Genomic DNA, 16,398 nt, shown 5'->3' on the forward strand with positions numbered 1-16,398 from the left:
ATTTCAAAGGCAAAATTTAAGCGATCTATAACTTATGTAAATGGAATAATTTTAATTGAAAAATTTCATTAAAGTATTTCAGGTGTATCTAATTTTGCAAGTGATTGATGAATATCCACTTCACTTAATTCATGTTTTACAATATTACCTGAAAAATAATCATCATAAGCCTTCATATCAAAATTACCGTGACCGCATAAGTTAAACAATATTGTTCTTGAAACTCCTTCATGCTTACACTTTTCGGCTTCTGCTATTGCAGTTGCTATACCATGAGTGGCTTCAGGAGCTGGAATAATACCTTCAGCCTTTGCAAAAGTAACACCAGCTTTAAAAACCTCAATATTGTCATGTGCAACTGCTTCGATCAACTTATCTTTTAATAATTGACTTACAATTACTCCAGCTCCATGGTACCTTAATCCTCCTGCATGAATTGGTGCTGGAACAAAATTATGTCCCAAGGTATACATAGGTAACAGAGGTGTCATTCCTATAGTATCTCCAAAATCGTACCTAAAGACCCCTCTAGTTAATTTAGGACAAGAGGAAGGTTCACTTGCAATACAGCGAATATTTCTCCCTTCATCAAAATTTAACCTAAGGAAAGGAAAAGCAAGCCCTGCAAAATTGGAACCACCCCCAAATGGGGCAATAACTATATCTGGCATATCTCCGGCAATTTCCATTTGTGCCACGGCTTCCTGCCCTATTATGGTTTGGTGTAATTTAACATGGTTTAACACACTACCCAAAGCATATTTTGTATCGTCCCTTGTCGCTGCCCTTTCAACAGCTTCTGAAATGGCAATTCCCAAAGAACCTGTTGTATTGGGGTCTTCAGCTAAAACTTTTTTTCCTGCTTGGGTTATCTCAGAAGGAGACGGAAAAACCTTTGCCCCCCAAGTATTCATCATTATCTTTCTATAAGGTTTCTGTAAATAGGATAGCTTTACCATAAAGACCTCACATTCAATATTAAAATGGTTACATGCAAATGCCAATGCACTTCCCCACTGCCCTGCACCAGTTTCCGTTGTAATTCTTTTAATGCCTTCTTTCTTGTTATAATATGCTTGGGGTACGGAGGTATTTGGTTTATGTGAACCTGATGGGCTTACCCCCTCATATTTATAATAAATCTTTGCAGGCGTATCCAAAGCCTTTTCAAGTCCATAGGCTCTATAAAGTGGCGTTGGCCTCCACAATGAATAAATGTGCCTTACCTCATCTGGAATATCAACCCACTTATCTGTTGTGACTTCCTGCTTTATCAATTCCATTGGAAACAAGGGCTCTAAAGCATCGGGGCCTATTGGCTCTTTAGTTACAGGATGTAAAGGCGGCAATGGCTTATTTGGCATATCTGCAATGATATTATACCATTTTTCAGGGATGTCCTTTTCAGTCAATAAAATTTTTCTTGGTTTCATTTATTCTGGTTTTAAACTTATGGTGTGGTATCACAAAAAACGACACATAACACCTAAACAATGTATATATCTTAGTGTGACAAACGAAAGTAATGGTATTTTTTCATATAGTCAAGTTAGACTGGAAACTTGGCCCTTATTTGCTCCAAACACAGATTGTGGATACTTCCAACATGGGTATGTTTTTTCGAGGTGTCTGGTACGTAAGTCCCATTCTGTACCTCTCCACCAATTTTTTGATAAGCCTCCCTAAAGCTCATACCCTTTACCACTAAGGTATTTATATTATCTACCGTAAACAGGTACTTGTACTTATCGTCATTAACATCAACATCCTTAACAATAACCTGTTGGATTGAAAAATTAAAAATATCGAGAATGTCCTTTAATTCTTCAAAAGCGCCAATCATGTTTTCTTTTAACAACTGGTAATCCCTATGATAGCCACTTGGCAGGTTATTGGTAATCAACACCATTTCGGTTTGTAAGGCTTGTATTTTATTGCATTTCCCACGAATGAGTTCAAATACATCAGGATTCTTTTTATGGGGCATAATGCTACTACCCGTTGTCAATTCATCCGGAAAAGAAATAAATCCGAAATTCTGACTCATGTAGAGGCACACATCCATAGCAAAACGAGCTAAAGTATTGCTCAAGCTCCCCAAAGCTATTGATATAGTACGTTCATTTTTACCGCGTCCCATTTGAGCAGCTACCACATTATACTTTAAAGTTTCAAAGCCCATTTCTTGAGTCGTGAATTCTCTATCGATAGGAAAAGAACTACCATAACCTGCTGCCGATCCTAACGGATTTTGATCCACTGTCTTAATGGCGGCATTTAATAAGTACACATCGTCTATCATCAATTCGGCATAGGCAGAAAACCATAGACCAAAGGATGATGGCATAGCAACCTGCAAATGCGTATAACCAGGAAGCACTTTATCTTTATGGGTTTCGGCTAAATCAAGTAAAGTGTTAAATAAGGTTTGGGTTTTATTATAAACCTGTTTGAGATTGTCCTTATAGTATAAATGGCAAGCCACTAATACCTGATCGTTTCTTGAACGTGCTGTATGGATTTTTTTACCAACTTCACCAACGGCTATTGTTAAATCATACTCTATCTTGGAATGAACATCTTCAAACTGTTCATCAATGACAAATTCTCCTACTTCAATTTGGTTTTCCAAAACCTTTAAACTATCCATCAATTGCTCCAATTCAATTGTATTTAGAATCCCTATTTTTTGAAGCATTTTGGCATGAGCCTTAGAGGCTATCACATCATATTTCGCTATATGGATGTCTATTTCCCTATCATTACCAACAGTGAATTGTTCTATTTTCTTATCAATTGATATACCTTTGTCCCAGAGTTTCATTTTAAAATGTTTATTTGTTTATGAGTTGATAAGCTTGAACGATTACACTATCAACAAATCAAATGTTTATGCAATCACTCGTTTTAACAGTTCTACATAAATTTGTATTCCTTCTTTTATTTCGTTTATATAAATAAATTCGTCTGCCGAATGCGACCGTTTACTATCTCCTGGCCCTAATTTTAAACTGGGGCAGGACAACACCGCCTGATCCGATAAGGTTGGCGATCCATAAGTGGTCATTCCCATAGCTATTCCAGCCATAACCAATTCGTGGTCAACAGGAATCGAGGATGAATTCAATCGTAAACTACGAGGTGTGATGCTGTTGCAAGGAGCTTCCTTTTTTAAAATTTCAGCGATTTCTGCATTGGTATAGGCATCATTCACCCGAACGTCTATTACCAATTCCAAATCGGCCGGAACGGCATTGTGTTGTTTTCCTGCTTTTATCTGGCTAACGGTCAATTTAACGTCACCTAAAACTTCTGAGCCTTTTTCAAATTTATAATCTTTAAACCATTTTAAGACTTCAATGGATTTATAAATGACGTTATCATCATTTGGATGCGCTGCATGGCTAGGGGTTCCCATAACGACCGCATCGAAAACGACTAAGCCTTTTTCGGCAATGGCCAAATTCATTAAGGTTGGCTCTCCTACAATAGCGACATCTACTTTTGGAATCACCTTCAACATACTGTTCAAACCGTTAGGCCCACTGCTTTCTTCTTCGGCTGAAGCGACAATAACCAAATTGTATTTTAAGTCCTTGAGCTTATAGAAATAAGTAAAGGTTGCTATAAGCGACACCAAGCAGCCTCCAGCATCATTACTACCCAGTCCGTACAATTTTTCATCTTCTACAATGGCTTTAAACGGATCTTTAGTATAGGCACTATTTGGTTTTACCGTATCATGATGTGAATTTAACAACAAGTTTGGTTTACTGGCATCGAAATGTTTATTCGTTGCCCATACATTATTTTGGGTACGTTTATAATCGATGTTGTAACGCTTAAACCAAGCTTCAATATACGATGCCGTTTGGTCTTCTTCTGATGAAAATGAAGGGGTTTCTATCAATTGTTTCAAAAGTGCAATAGCATCCCTTGTTAATTCTTGCAACGTCATACTATAATGTTATTCTTGTAAAATTATCATTTTCTTGGGTCAACATGGCTGTATTGCCCATATTTATAGTTTTTACACCATGATGCAAGGCATCGAAGCAATTTTCCAACTTGGGCAGCATACCGTCGGCAATAATACCTTGATCCAACAAGTCAGCATACAACTTCGCATCCATGTGTTTGATCACGGAACTTTTGTCGTTAATATCCCTTAACACACCATCCAACTCAAAGCAATAGTAAATGGAAGTTTCATAAATATTACTCATGCCCACCGCTATTTGTGAAGCAATAGTATCGGCATTGGTGTTCAGTAATTGTCCATTACCATCATGGGTAATGGCACAAAATACAGGAGTAAAATCAGCTTCAATTAACTTATTGACTGATTCGTGAGCAACTTGTTTCACATCGCCTACAAAACCAAAATCGACCTCTTTTACAGGACGCTTATCAGAAAGGATGCTATTGGCATCGGCCCCCGTTAAGCCAATGGCATTAATATGTAAAGCTTGTAATTGGGCCACAATGTTTTTATTGACCAAGCCTCCATAGACCATGGTAATAACCTCAAGGGTTTCGGCATCGGTAATGCGTCTGCCGTGGATTATTTTGGATTCAATACCTAATTTTGAAGCAATATGTGTGGCACGTTTACCACCACCATGCACCAAGATCTTATGGCCTTGCATATTGGCAAACAGTTTTAGAAATGCTTTTAAAGCCACTTTATCTTCTATGATGTTTCCTCCTATTTTTACTATGGATAGTTTTTTCATTTTCCTGCTTTTTCTCTCCCCGACCAGAATCGAAAGATAAATTATGCCTAACATCTCGACTCCGCTCTAGGTGACAGGTTCAACCTGTTAAATCTATTTAATGTTCTCTAACAACTTTTTCAACACCAACTGTGCGGCGTAAGTTCTGTTATTCGCCTGCTGAATCACCAACGAACTATTACTATCCAATACGGCATCGTCAACAATAACGTTTCGTCGTACCGGTAAACAGTGCATAAACTTGGCTTGACCTAATTTTTCTTTGGTAATCATCCAACGGGAATCGGTGTTTATTACCTTACCATAATTATCATAACTGCTCCAGTTTTTTACATACACAAAATCGGCATCCTTAAACGCTTCATGTTGATTATGGATAATTGGCGTATCTCCAGTTATTTCTGGGTTTAAATTATAGCCTTCAGGGTTTGCAATTACAAAATCAACCTCCATTCTTTGCATGACTTGGGTAAAGCTATTGGCCACGGCATGTGGCAAGGCCTTGATGTGCGGCGCCCAACTCAATACCACTTTAGGCCTAGCAGTCTTGGCATGCTCTGAAATGGTAATGGCATCGGTCAACCCCTGTAACGGGTGGCCAGTGGCACTCTCCATATTCACAATAGGTACAGAAGCATATTTTACAAACGATTTCAACACTTCTTCGCTTTCGTCTTTAATCTTATCGGCTAAAGTCGGAAAGGCCCTTACTGCAATAATATCACAGTATTGTGACACCACAGCAGCAGCTTCTTTAATATGTTCGGCAGTGTTGCCATTCATAACCGTACCATCACCAAACTCAATACCCCAAGCATCGCCTGATACGTTCATCACAATAGGATCCATCCCTAAGTTTAAAGCGGCTTTTTGGGTACTCAACCGCGTACGCAAACTGGAATTAAAAAACAACAAACCCAAGGTTTTGTGTTTCCCTAATGTTATATGCTTTAAGGGATTTGTTTTTAATGCCTTGGCTTCCTCAATCCAATAATTAATATTATCGATATCGTGTATAGAGGTGTAATGTTTCATTCTTTTATGCTTTACTTTATTTTGGTAAACGGTATCTTATTTTCAAATGCATTAATAATGAAATTGTCTTTCATACCGTTTACAATCCACGTTTCTATATTTGCCTTTTTGGCCAAGGACGCAGCTTCAATTTTAGATTGCATACCACCACTGCCATGGGATGATTTAGAATTGACCACTTGCTTTTCCAAAGCTTTAAAATCGACCACCTCCTGTATCGTTTTAGGTGTCCCTTTTTCCATCGATTCCTTGGTATAAATACCATTGGTATTGGTCGCAATAATAAACAAATCGACCTCTAAAAGCGAAGCGGTCAATGCCCCTAATTTATCATTATCGCCAAACTTGATTTCATCGGTGGCTACCGTATCGTTTTCATTAATGATTGGAATGTAATTATTGTTGACCAATACATTAATGGTATTCACAATATTACTTCTACTCTTCTTTTTCTCAAAATCGGAATAGGACAACAAACACTGTGAGGTCAACAAGCCATACTCCCTAAAAATTTCCTGATAAATGCGAATCAAATGTGGCTGACCAATAGATGCTAAGGCCTGTTTTACAAACACATCCTCTTGCTTGCTTTCCAATTTCACAAACTGCTTAGCCACTGCAATAGCACCCGAACTCACAATAATAAACTCACAGGTATCCTTCAACTCTGCAATTTGGTTGGCAATATCTTCAATCTTACCTCTTGAAATATTATCGGTCTCCTTAGTTAGGGTATTAGAACCTATCTTTAGTAATATACGTTTCTTTTTTTGCATGTTATCGTATTTGTCCGTTTCCGTGAACGTACCACTTGTTGGTCACCAAATGTTGCAAGCCTATAGGACCACGTTGGTGTAATTTATCTGTACTAATGGCCAACTCACCTCCCAGTCCTAACTGACCACCATCGGTAAATCGTGTCGAGGCATTGTGATACACGGCTGCGGTATCTACATTTTCCATAAACAATTTAGCTTCTACTTCATTGGTGGTGATGATTGATGCCGAATGACCTCCAGAATATTTATTGATCTTGGCAATAGCCACTTCGCTGGAAGCGATTTCCCCAATCACAATTTTATAATCCAAAAACTCTTCATACCAAATGTCTTTGGAAGGTATCAAATCAACTCCTTCATATTCTGAAAGCTTCTCACCTCCCAATATCTCTACATTAAATGTTTTTAATTTTGAAATTAAGGTTTGAATGAACTCTGATTTATTTGGCAAATTTTCATCAATCAGTACTTTATCTAAGGCATTACAGGCTGAAATTTTTGCCGTTTTGGCATTCACGATTACCTTTAAGGCCATATCCAAATCAGCTTCCTGATGCACATATACAAAATTATTGCCACGACCACTAACGATTACCGGACATGAAGCGTATTGCTTCACAAAAGCAATTAATCGTTCACCTCCTCGTGGTACGATTAAATCGACTTTTTGAGTTGGTTTTTCCAAAAAGGTCTGGGTTTCAGCTCTATTGAACTGCAAATATTCTACCCAATCGGTTGAAGCTCCATTATGCTTTAGAGCCTGATGCCACAGTTCTACAATCTTTAAATTGGATTTTAAGGACTCTTTTCCGCCTTTTAATAATATCTTATTCCCCGATTTAAATGCAATTCCTGCTGCCTCAACAGTAACATCGGGACGTGATTCGTAAATAATCAATATAGTGCCAAACGATGCTGTTTTGTTGTACACTTGCATGCCATTGTCGTGCGTAAAACGAAAGCGTTCCACACCCACAGGATCGTCCTGTGAAGCCAAGTGGCTTACAGCATTTATCATTTCACCTACCTTGGCATCGTCAACCTTTAAACGATCGTACATGGAAATATCGCCACCTGTATAGTTATCTAAATCGGTTTTGTTAATATCAATAATCGCTTTCCTTTCTTCTTCTAAAAGTTTAGCCATTCGCAATAAAACGGCGTTTCTTTTTTCGATAGATAGTAAAGTGTTCATTTTATGTATTTTTTATGTTAGCCGATAGTCGACTTTAATTTTATAATATTTATGTTAAACTTTTTAACACCGTTTGTAAGGCTTCAAAAAAAGCATCGATATGTGACTTTTGAAGGGTTAACGGTGGAAGAATACGCAAAATATTAGGATCTTTAGCACTTCCAGTAAATATGTGATGCTTGAAAATAAGCTGTTTTCTAAGCTCGGCAATAGGAAAATCGAATTCCAAGCCTAACATTAAACCCCGTCCTTTTACTTGTTTTACTAGGGTTATACTACTAGCTTTCTCAACAAAATAAGTCGATACGTCCCGAACATTTTGCATCAGGTTTTCGGTTTCCATAACCTCCAAAACTGCCAACGCCGCAGCACAAGCCAAATGGTTGCCTCCAAAGGTGGTCCCCAACAATCCAAAAGATGCTTTAATGTTGGGATGGATCAATATACCTCCAATGGGAAAGCCATTACCCATACCCTTGGCCATAGAAATCACATCGGGGGTTATACCGTGCCTTTGAAATGCAAAAAAGTCCCCCGTGCGACCATAACCACACTGGATTTCATCGGCAATATACAAAGCCCCGTATTGTTTGCATAAAGCACTTAACTTTTGGTAAAAATCGGTTGTTGCTTCATCCAGTCCGCCAATCCCTTGAATCCCCTCCACAATTACCGCACACACATCGCCTGACTGCAATGCAGTTTCAACAGCTTCCTCGTCACCTAAATCGACAAAAACAACTTCTTGCTGCTCATTTATGGGCGCAATAATTTTTGGATTATCGGTTACCGCTACTGCCGCTGATGTTCGTCCGTGAAATCCATTCTTAAATGCAATCACCTTTTTCTTTCCTGTATTAAAAGAGGCTAATTTCAAGGCATTTTCGTTGGCTTCGGCACCACTATTACACAAAAACAAATGGTAATCTTCACAACTTGATAGCTGCCCTAGTTTTTCAGCCAAGGCCATTTGCAAAGGATTTTTAATGGAATTACTATAAAACCCTAGATTTTCTAGCTGCTCACTAATTTTAGACACATAGGTTGGATGCGAATGTCCAATGGAAATCACAGCATGTCCCCCATATAAATCTAAATATTCTGTACCTTGGTTATCGTAAACCAATATATCCTTGGCTTTAATAGGGGTAACATCATATAATGGATAAACGTCAAATAATGGCATTTTAATTTTTTTTAATTTGATTAATTTTTTCAAATGAAGCCACAATCCCCTGTATTAAAGCTGAACTTAACCCTTGATGTTCCATAGCATTTAAGCCCTCTATTGTACAACCGCTAGGTGTAGTAACACGATCTATTTCCTGTTCCGGGTGTTTGCCAGACTCAATCAACAAACTTGCTGCACCGTAGCAGGTTTGAATAGCCAATTCATGTGCCTGTTCAGCTTCAAATCCCAATTGGATAGCTCCTTGTGTAGTGGCACGTACCAAACGCATCCAAAAGGCAATACCACTGGCACATATAACTGTTGCTGCCTGCACTAAATCCTCAGAAATCACCATCGTTACACCTAACTGATTGAATATTTCCTGTGCCATGGCCACCTTATCCTGTGCTTTTTTGTTAGCCGAAATACAGGTCATAGATTTACCTATAGAAATAGCCGTATTTGGCATAACGCGGATGATGTTTTTATCACCGCCCACGATACCTTCAATACGTGCAATATCTACACCTGCAGCTACAGAAATCACCACATGGTTAGAAGTTATCGATGAAGCTACACTTTCCAAAACACCATTGATGTGCTTAGGCTGCAAGGCAAAAATGACCATTTCTGATTCTTTAACTGCCAAAAGGTTATCGTTGGTTACCGTTACGTTATCAAGGTCTTTATAGACATCAACATGCGAGGTGTTCCTATCACTTAAATACAACGATGTAAAATTATTGTTCTTAATAAGCCCTTTAGCAATAGAGCTTCCTAAATTTCCGGTTCCTATAATAGCTATCTTCATGGTTGTTTTATTTTAATATAGATTCCTGCCTTCGCAGGAATGACAATTCGTTTAAAAATAGGTTGCTTTTAGGTTTAAGCCTGTGGTTTCTTCCAAGCCAAACATTAAATTCATATTTTGAATAGCCTGCCCGGAAGCCCCCTTTAATAAATTATCTATAATGCTTGTTATCAATATTTTATTATTGTATTTATGCAAGTGAATCAAGCATTTATTGGTATTTACTACTTGTTTTAAATGTAATACGTCATCTGAAACAAAAGTAAATGCAGCATCTTTATAAAAGGTTTTATATATAGCTATAGCCTCCTCGACAGTGCCTTCAAAATCGGTATATAGTGTAGCAAAAATCCCTCTCGAGAAATTCCCTCGATTAGGCATAAACAAAATGTCTGATGAAAAACTTTTTTGCAATTGCTTCACAGACTGATTAATCTCACCTAAATGCTGGTGCGTAAAAGGTTTGTAATATGAAAAATTGTTGTCGCGATACGGAAAATGCGATGTTGCAGATAATGAAGTTCCAGCTCCAGTAGCCCCTGTAACCGCATTAATATGCACATCATTCTTCAAAAAACCACTAGCTGCCAAAGGCAATAATCCCAATTGAATGGCTGTTGCAAAACAACCTGGATTGGCTACATAATTAGCTGCTTCTATGGCCTCCTTTTGCAATTCGGGCAAACCATAAACGAAAGTATTGCCATTAAAAAACTTGTCTTTTTCCAGACGGAAATCGTTTCCTAAATCAATGATCTTAGTATTTTCAGAAAATGTGTTCTCCGATAAAAACTTAACCGAATTCCCATGACCCAAACACAAAAACAACACATCGACGTTAGGGTTGGTGGTATCGGTAAATTCCAAGTCCAAATTACCCACTAAATCTTGGTGGACTTTGCTTATTTTATTCCCTGCATTACTGGTGCTATACACAAAATCGATTTCAGCATTAGGATGATTGATTAAGAGCCTAATCAGTTCTCCCGCTGTATACCCTGCGCCACCTATAATGCCTACTTTGATGTTTTTCATTTTTATCTATTTTATCAATAAGTCTTGTCGAAATGACTTATGCTTATCATTTTAATTTGAGTTTACCTGCTGATATATTTTGTTTTGATTACCAAGAATTTTAATAAATCCTTTAGCTTCATCAGCAGTCCAACCTTTATTTTCTTCACCATAACTTCCAAATTCAGCACTCATTAAATCATGTTTTGATGAAATACCATCTAATGAAAAATGGTAAGGCTTTAAGGTCACTGTAACATCACCACTCACTTTATCTTGACTACTTTCTAAAAAGGCTTCCATATCTCGCATCACGGGATCTAAATACTGGCCTTCGTGTAAATGCATGCCATAGAAACTTGCAATATATTCCTTATGCTGCAACTGCCACTTAGTTAAGGTATGCTTTTCCAACAAATGGTGTGCTTTAATAGTGATTAAAGCAGCGGCTGCCTCAAAACCAACACGCCCTTTTATGCCCACAATGGTATCCCCCACATGAATATCCCTCCCTATGGCATAGGCTGAAGCTAAATTGTTTAAGATTTCAATATTAACTTCAGGATCGTTTTCAATACCATTAACAGAAACCAATTCGCCCTTTTCAAAGGTTAGTTTCACTTTTTCCTCTTCGGCATGTTTTATTTGTGACGGATAAGCATCTTCAGGTAATGGTTTATCTGAAGTTAAGGTTTCAGAACCTCCAACACTTGTGCCCCATAATCCTTTATTAATGGAATATCTGGCTTTTTCCCAGAACATATCAATACCATTTGATTTTAGATAGTCTATTTCTTCCTGTCTTGTTAACTTTTTGTCCCTGATTGGCGTGATAATTTCTACGTTGGGTGCCAATGTTTGAAAAATCATATCGAAACGCACTTGATCATTCCCAGCTCCTGTACTACCGTGGGCGATATATTGTGCATCAATACTTTTAGCATATTCAATTATTTCAATAGCTTGAATAATACGCTCTGCACTAACCGACAATGGATAGGTATTGTTTTTTAATACATTACCAAAAATTAAATACTTTACCACTTTTTGATAAAATGTGGTTACCGCGTCTATATTTTTATAAGTTGTAACACCCATTTTATAGGCATTGTTTTCAATATAGTCTATTTCTTTCTTGGTAAATCCTCCTGTATTAACACTTACAGCATGTACTTCAAATTCTTTCGACAAACTTACTGCACAATACGATGTATCTAATCCGCCACTATAAGCAATAACTAATTTCTTCATGATCTTATTTTTTATCTCGTTTTAAAAACATGGTTTCCTTAATATGCTTGAGCCTATTGAAAACCTTTTCTTTTATTAATTTGTGTTTACTATTTTCTTTAGACTTAGTATCATACAACATGCCCGTACACAAACACATTTTTCTATTGGTTCGTGTTAGCACATCATAATTTTTACAGGTTTGGCAGCCGTCCCAAAAAGTAGGATCGTCTGTTAACTCTGAAAATGGTACTGGTTTATACCCCAAATCGCTATTCATTTTCATAACTGCTAAACCAGTAGTAATACTAAACACTTTGGCTTCTGGAAATTTTGCCCTAGAATGGGCGAAAATTTTATGTTTTATCTGCTTAGCCAAACCTCCTCCCCGATAATTGGGATGAACAATTAAGCCTGAGTTGGCCACAAACTTACCATGACCCCACTTTTCTATATAACAAAATCCTGCAAATTTATCGCCATCCAACGCAATTACGGCATTACCATTTTCCATTTTTGTAGCAATGTATTCAGGGGTACGTCTTGCTATACCCGTACCTCTAACCGCTGCAGACTCTGCAATGGTTTCGCTAATAATCTCAGCGTATTTAATATGTGATCTATCGGCTATTACAACCTTCATTTCCTTGTCTGTATTAAGTTCAATATTATTCTTTTTTATTGCTGAACTGGACTCACCTAGTTCAATAAACTATTAAACACCCTTACGGGCGACGAGGAAAATTATGGCGCATGGAATTAGGGTTAATTATTGGATTAACTGTGCTTTGAAATGTTATGATTGGGTTTTTGGACAATGTGAAAAAAATTAAAATGACGTTTGGTTTTACTAATTTGAAGTATTAGAAACAGCGGCGACGGGGCACCGGCAAACTGGGTATAGACCTACGTATTTTATTTTTTAAATTTTTCATAATGTAAAACTATTAATTTTAATCTATACCATGAATAAAAATCATTTACTTTTAAAGAGAATTACAAATTTTCAATAAAAAAGGTCTGTTTATTGAAAAATAATGAATGTTTCAAGGTAACTATTTGATTTTTTAAAAATTACATTATTAGGTAATGTTTTATATTAGCTAATTTTTATGAAATTTCGAAATTCCATAGTAATCCGCTTGGCACTGTTTTTCACAGGCTTGATTATATTATCTATTTTATTGTCAGGTTATTTAGTTTTCGAAAAATCTTCAAAAGTTATTACCGAATACGCAAAGACCCGCATAATTCATGAATCGGAGTTGGCTGAACAAGCTTTTTATGCATTGTTAAATGAAGTTTCCAATGACATTGCCGTTATAGCCTCAAATCCCTCATTAAACAATTATGTAAATACATCCTCAATAAAGGCCCTTCAAGATGTAAATCTGTTATTCGAAAGCACTCTTAGCAACAAAGCTTCATACTTTCAAGTTCGTTATATAGGGATAAAAAATAATGGAAAGGAAATTATTCGTTTTGACAAAAAGAAAGGTTTAGTATTGCAATCGATGAATCTACAGGAAAAAGGTGATCGGGATTATTTCAAAGAAGCCATCAACATTAAAAAAGGAGAGCTCTATTTTTCGAAGATTAACCTTAATGAAGAATATGGTGTAATAAGCAAACCTTATACTCCAACATTAAGAGCCGCAAGTCCTATTTTTAATGCCTCCAACCAAGTTGCCGGTATTGTTATAATTAATGTGGACTTAAGCAAACTATATCAAACCTTGGATAAAATATCTAAAGAAGAATCTCAACTTTACTTAATAAACAAAGATGGTGAATATTTGTATGCGCCCGAAAAAGATAAACTATTTGCCTCACAAACTGCTAAAACACATAATTTTAATTTGGATTTTAAAATAGATTCAACCATTACTCTTAACCAGGATAATTTAAGCACAGGGAAAGTCACAAACTTAAGCACTAATATACTTGGCTACATAAAGCCTTTAAGCTATTTTAATGGTAAACGTAACCTCTATTTAGTGGTTGCCGTAAAACAATATATTTTATTACAAAGCGCGCATAAGGTTAGGGACAACAGTATACAAACACTTCTTTTGGTGTGCTTTGTCTGTATTTTGCTTTCATGGTTTTTTGTGAGCATAATGTCTAAAAAAATTAATCAAATAACCAAGGCTATAAGTACCTATGATGAAGGAACAGCAAGCGACATACCATTACCTACTAATAGAAATGACGAGATAGGGGTGTTAGCTAGGACGTTCAAAAAAATGAAGACCAAAATTGATCAGAATGTTAACAAGCTAAATGCAGCGCTTGAAAAAGAAATGCAAGCGAGACAGCAACGGGATGAGTTTTTGCAAAATATGAGCCATGAATTGCGTACACCTCTTAATGCCATATTAGGACTCACACAGTTACTCAAAAAAAATGCAGCATCAAGTTCCCAATCACCAATTATTGATGCCTTAGACAGGAGTGCAACTAACTTAGCTGGCTTGGTATATGATGTTCTAGACCATAAAAAGCTAATAGAAGGCACGTTACATATTGAATATGAATCTACAAATATAGCCCATTTATTAAAGGACATTTACTCTAGCTATCAATACGAAGCCATAAGAAAAGGGTTAGACTTTACCTTAGAAATAGATGATAGGCTTGAAAAAAGTAATTTTAAAACAGACCCATTAAGATTGTCTCAAATGGTAACAAATTTAGTGGTAAATGCCCTTAAATTTACTGACAAAGGTGAAGTTAAATTACTAGCACAGATAAAGCACAGATCAACACAATTAGAAATAAAAGTGGTTGATTCAGGAGTTGGTATCCTTCCAGAAAACATTAATAAAATAAACAACCGCTATTTTCAAGAACAAAAAGAACTTTCTGGAAGATATGGGAGCTATGGTCTTGGTCTATCCATAGTAAAACTATTAGCCTCATTGTTTGGAGGGCAACTAAATGTAAATTCAAAAAAAGGTGGTGGTTCAACATTTTGTATCACAATTCCAACAGTACCTGTTAAAGAGGTCAAGGCTGATCATGGTAATTCAATAAAAGCTCAAGATTTTCCCGAATTAAAACAGAGGTACAAAATACTTCATATTGAAGATGATACACCTACCCTAGAGCTTGTAAAACATCTTTTTTTGGACACTTCTATCAAATTAAAACAAGTAAGTAAATTAAATGACGCTTTAAGTTATATAGAAAAACATAAACCCAACCTTATTTTTAGCGACCTATTATTAAATCATTTAGATTTAAAAAAACCCTTGAAACAATTGTTAAAATCAAAAACAATAAGCTGTCCACTGGTATTGGTTTCCGCAACCGAACCAAAAATCATGCAATCCATTACCTCCATTTATTTCCAAAAGCCATTTAGCATAAACGAGTTAAAGGATTATACTTTTAAAACTTTGGGATCAAATGAATTCTCTGCACCTAATTTTTCAAACCTATATAATAACTACGACAACAATCCAGAAAAAATAGTAAAGGTACTTAACATACTTATTGATGAATTTGAAACTTATAAAACCCGTATAGAAAAAGCAATAAAACGTAAAGATCAAAATGAATGGAATGCCATTTTACATAAATTAATCACCCATATAAATAATTTAGAACTAAATTCACTTTTAACACTTTTGCCAGAAAAAGTTGAAGCCCTTAATTTAAAAGGATTATCAGCCATTATAAATGTTTTTGCCTATTACCTGTGTTGTTTTAGGGTAGAAAAAAGAATTAATTCAAAAGATTGATTTTCTGGTACAATATTTTTTCATAACTCTGACTGAGCGGGATATGGTCCTTTCCTATTTCTAGAGCATTATTACCAATTGCACTTATTTTATTTAGATTAACTATATAAGAGCGATGAACACGCTGAAAAAAATTGGGCAATTTAACTTCTAGATCCTTTAAGGCCATTAAAGTTAATATCTTTTTCTTTGCCATAACTACAGAAATATAATTAGCTTCGGACTTAAAATAACAAACCTCCTCTAAATTTATCTTCACTAACTTATTGCCATCTTTAATGAACAATCTCGGTTCATTATTTTGATATTTAGAATGGAATGTTTGTGCTTTTTGAAACGCTTTAAAAAAGCGCGGAAAATTAATAGGCTTAACTAAAAAATCTACTATCTGATCATAGTCATAAGATTTTGGTGCAAAATTTTTGTTTGATGTTATCATAATAACAGCCGTATTTGGAGACGTTATTTTCAAAATATCCTCACCCGTAATATCGGGAAGGTTATAATCCAGTAGGATAATATCAAATGGCGAACTATTAATTAGGTTAATCGATTCAAAGCCAGAAATTGTTGTTACTACACTGGTAATACCATCAATCTTACTACAGAAATGTTCAAGCAAATCACACATCAATGGGTCGTCATCTACAATAAGACATTTCATCTGTTTAAAATTTTATA

Annotated in this window: 14 protein-coding genes; 1 reads left to right on the plus strand and 13 read right to left on the minus strand. The window is 36.2% G+C overall.

Translation table 11 applies throughout. The features are described from left to right. Window positions 1-68 precede the first annotated feature (68 nt). The 12 genes from MR053_RS00930 to MR053_RS00985 all read right to left on the minus strand — a co-directional run bounded on the left by MR053_RS00930 (window position 69) and on the right by MR053_RS00985 (window position 12,614). The gene (locus MR053_RS00930) at window positions 69-1,433 is read right to left on the minus strand and encodes a TrpB-like pyridoxal phosphate-dependent enzyme (RefSeq protein WP_242130647.1); all 1,365 of its coding nucleotides are present in this window, start codon (window positions 1,431-1,433) and stop codon (window positions 69-71) included. 116 nt (window positions 1,434-1,549) lie between these two features. Then, a complete protein-coding gene (argH, locus tag MR053_RS00935) occupies window positions 1,550-2,824 on the minus strand; it encodes an argininosuccinate lyase (RefSeq protein WP_242130648.1) in 1,275 nt (424 codons plus the stop codon). 66 nt (window positions 2,825-2,890) lie between these two features. Then, window positions 2,891-3,958: a M20 family metallo-hydrolase gene (locus MR053_RS00940; protein WP_242130649.1), complete on the minus strand. Its 1,068-nt coding sequence runs from the start codon at window positions 3,956-3,958 to the stop codon at window positions 2,891-2,893. 1 nt (window position 3,959) lies between these two features. After that, window positions 3,960-4,736, minus strand: coding sequence for an acetylglutamate kinase (argB, locus tag MR053_RS00945; protein ID WP_242130650.1), 777 nt, complete (start codon window positions 4,734-4,736; stop codon window positions 3,960-3,962). 93 nt (window positions 4,737-4,829) lie between these two features. Further along, on the minus strand, window positions 4,830-5,771 hold the full coding sequence (locus MR053_RS00950) for an N-acetylornithine carbamoyltransferase (protein WP_242130651.1): 942 nt from the start codon (window positions 5,769-5,771) through the stop codon (window positions 4,830-4,832). Window positions 5,772-5,782: 11 nt separating this feature from the next. Next, complete coding sequence (gene proB / locus MR053_RS00955) at window positions 5,783-6,547, minus strand: glutamate 5-kinase (RefSeq protein ID WP_242130652.1); 765 nt, start codon at window positions 6,545-6,547, stop codon at window positions 5,783-5,785. Between the two features lies 1 nt (window position 6,548). Beyond that, window positions 6,549-7,745 (minus strand): glutamate-5-semialdehyde dehydrogenase, encoded by a 1,197-nt coding sequence (locus MR053_RS00960; protein WP_242130653.1) that lies wholly within the window; start codon window positions 7,743-7,745, stop codon window positions 6,549-6,551. A 49-nt stretch (window positions 7,746-7,794) separates the two neighbouring features. Next, window positions 7,795-8,931 (minus strand): aspartate aminotransferase family protein, encoded by a 1,137-nt coding sequence (locus MR053_RS00965; protein ID WP_242130654.1) that lies wholly within the window; start codon window positions 8,929-8,931, stop codon window positions 7,795-7,797. Window position 8,932: 1 nt separating this feature from the next. After that, window positions 8,933-9,727 (minus strand): pyrroline-5-carboxylate reductase, encoded by a 795-nt coding sequence (gene proC, locus MR053_RS00970; protein WP_242130655.1) that lies wholly within the window; start codon window positions 9,725-9,727, stop codon window positions 8,933-8,935. Between the two features lie 51 nt (window positions 9,728-9,778). Next, window positions 9,779-10,762: an N-acetyl-gamma-glutamyl-phosphate reductase gene (gene argC, locus MR053_RS00975; protein ID WP_242130656.1), complete on the minus strand. Its 984-nt coding sequence runs from the start codon at window positions 10,760-10,762 to the stop codon at window positions 9,779-9,781. Between the two features lie 51 nt (window positions 10,763-10,813). Further along, entirely contained in the window at window positions 10,814-11,992 is a 1,179-nt protein-coding gene (locus MR053_RS00980) for an argininosuccinate synthase (RefSeq protein WP_242130657.1), read from the minus strand. Window positions 11,993-11,996: 4 nt separating this feature from the next. Beyond that, window positions 11,997-12,614 carry a GNAT family N-acetyltransferase gene (locus MR053_RS00985; protein WP_242130658.1) on the minus strand — a complete coding sequence of 206 codons (618 nt, stop codon included), beginning with the start codon at window positions 12,612-12,614 and terminating at the stop codon, window positions 11,997-11,999. Window positions 12,615-13,083: 469 nt separating this feature from the next. Between MR053_RS00985 and MR053_RS00990 the strand changes: the two genes are divergently transcribed. Then, window positions 13,084-15,717, plus strand: coding sequence for an ATP-binding protein (locus tag MR053_RS00990; protein WP_242130659.1), 2,634 nt, complete (start codon window positions 13,084-13,086; stop codon window positions 15,715-15,717). Here the strand turns inward: MR053_RS00990 and MR053_RS00995 are convergent. Beyond that, a complete protein-coding gene (locus tag MR053_RS00995; protein ID WP_242130660.1) occupies window positions 15,701-16,381 on the minus strand; it encodes a LytR/AlgR family response regulator transcription factor in 681 nt (226 codons plus the stop codon). The genes MR053_RS00990 and MR053_RS00995 overlap by 17 nt on opposite strands. Between the last annotated feature and the right edge of the window lie 17 nt (window positions 16,382-16,398).

It is taken from the genome of Aestuariivivens marinum, assembly GCF_022662175.1.
GTDB lineage: Bacteria > Bacteroidota > Bacteroidia > Flavobacteriales > Flavobacteriaceae > Aestuariivivens > Aestuariivivens marinum.

Bases quoted from the DNA above. Each gene is read 5' to 3' on its own strand.
- MR053_RS00960 (WP_242130653.1), bottom strand. From the start codon at position 7,745: ATGAACACTTTACTATCTATCGAAAAAAGAAACGCCGTTTTATTGCGA.
- proB (WP_242130652.1), bottom strand. From the start codon at position 6,547: ATGCAAAAAAAGAAACGTATATTACTAAAGATAGGTTCTAATACCCTA.
- MR053_RS00940 (WP_242130649.1), bottom strand. From the start codon at position 3,958: ATGACGTTGCAAGAATTAACAAGGGATGCTATTGCACTTTTGAAACAA.
- MR053_RS00980 (WP_242130657.1), bottom strand. From the start codon at position 11,992: ATGAAGAAATTAGTTATTGCTTATAGTGGCGGATTAGATACATCGTAT.
- MR053_RS00985 (WP_242130658.1), bottom strand. From the start codon at position 12,614: ATGAAGGTTGTAATAGCCGATAGATCACATATTAAATACGCTGAGATT.
- argB (WP_242130650.1), bottom strand. From the start codon at position 4,736: ATGAAAAAACTATCCATAGTAAAAATAGGAGGAAACATCATAGAAGAT.
- MR053_RS00950 (WP_242130651.1), bottom strand. From the start codon at position 5,771: ATGAAACATTACACCTCTATACACGATATCGATAATATTAATTATTGG.
- proC (WP_242130655.1), bottom strand. From the start codon at position 9,727: ATGAAGATAGCTATTATAGGAACCGGAAATTTAGGAAGCTCTATTGCT.
- MR053_RS00995 (WP_242130660.1), bottom strand. From the start codon at position 16,381: ATGAAATGTCTTATTGTAGATGACGACCCATTGATGTGTGATTTGCTT.
- argC (WP_242130656.1), bottom strand. From the start codon at position 10,762: ATGAAAAACATCAAAGTAGGCATTATAGGTGGCGCAGGGTATACAGCG.
- MR053_RS00965 (WP_242130654.1), bottom strand. From the start codon at position 8,931: ATGCCATTATTTGACGTTTATCCATTATATGATGTTACCCCTATTAAA.
- argH (WP_242130648.1), bottom strand. From the start codon at position 2,824: ATGAAACTCTGGGACAAAGGTATATCAATTGATAAGAAAATAGAACAA.
- MR053_RS00990 (WP_242130659.1), top strand. From the start codon at position 13,084: ATGAAATTTCGAAATTCCATAGTAATCCGCTTGGCACTGTTTTTCACA.
- MR053_RS00930 (WP_242130647.1), bottom strand. From the start codon at position 1,433: ATGAAACCAAGAAAAATTTTATTGACTGAAAAGGACATCCCTGAAAAA.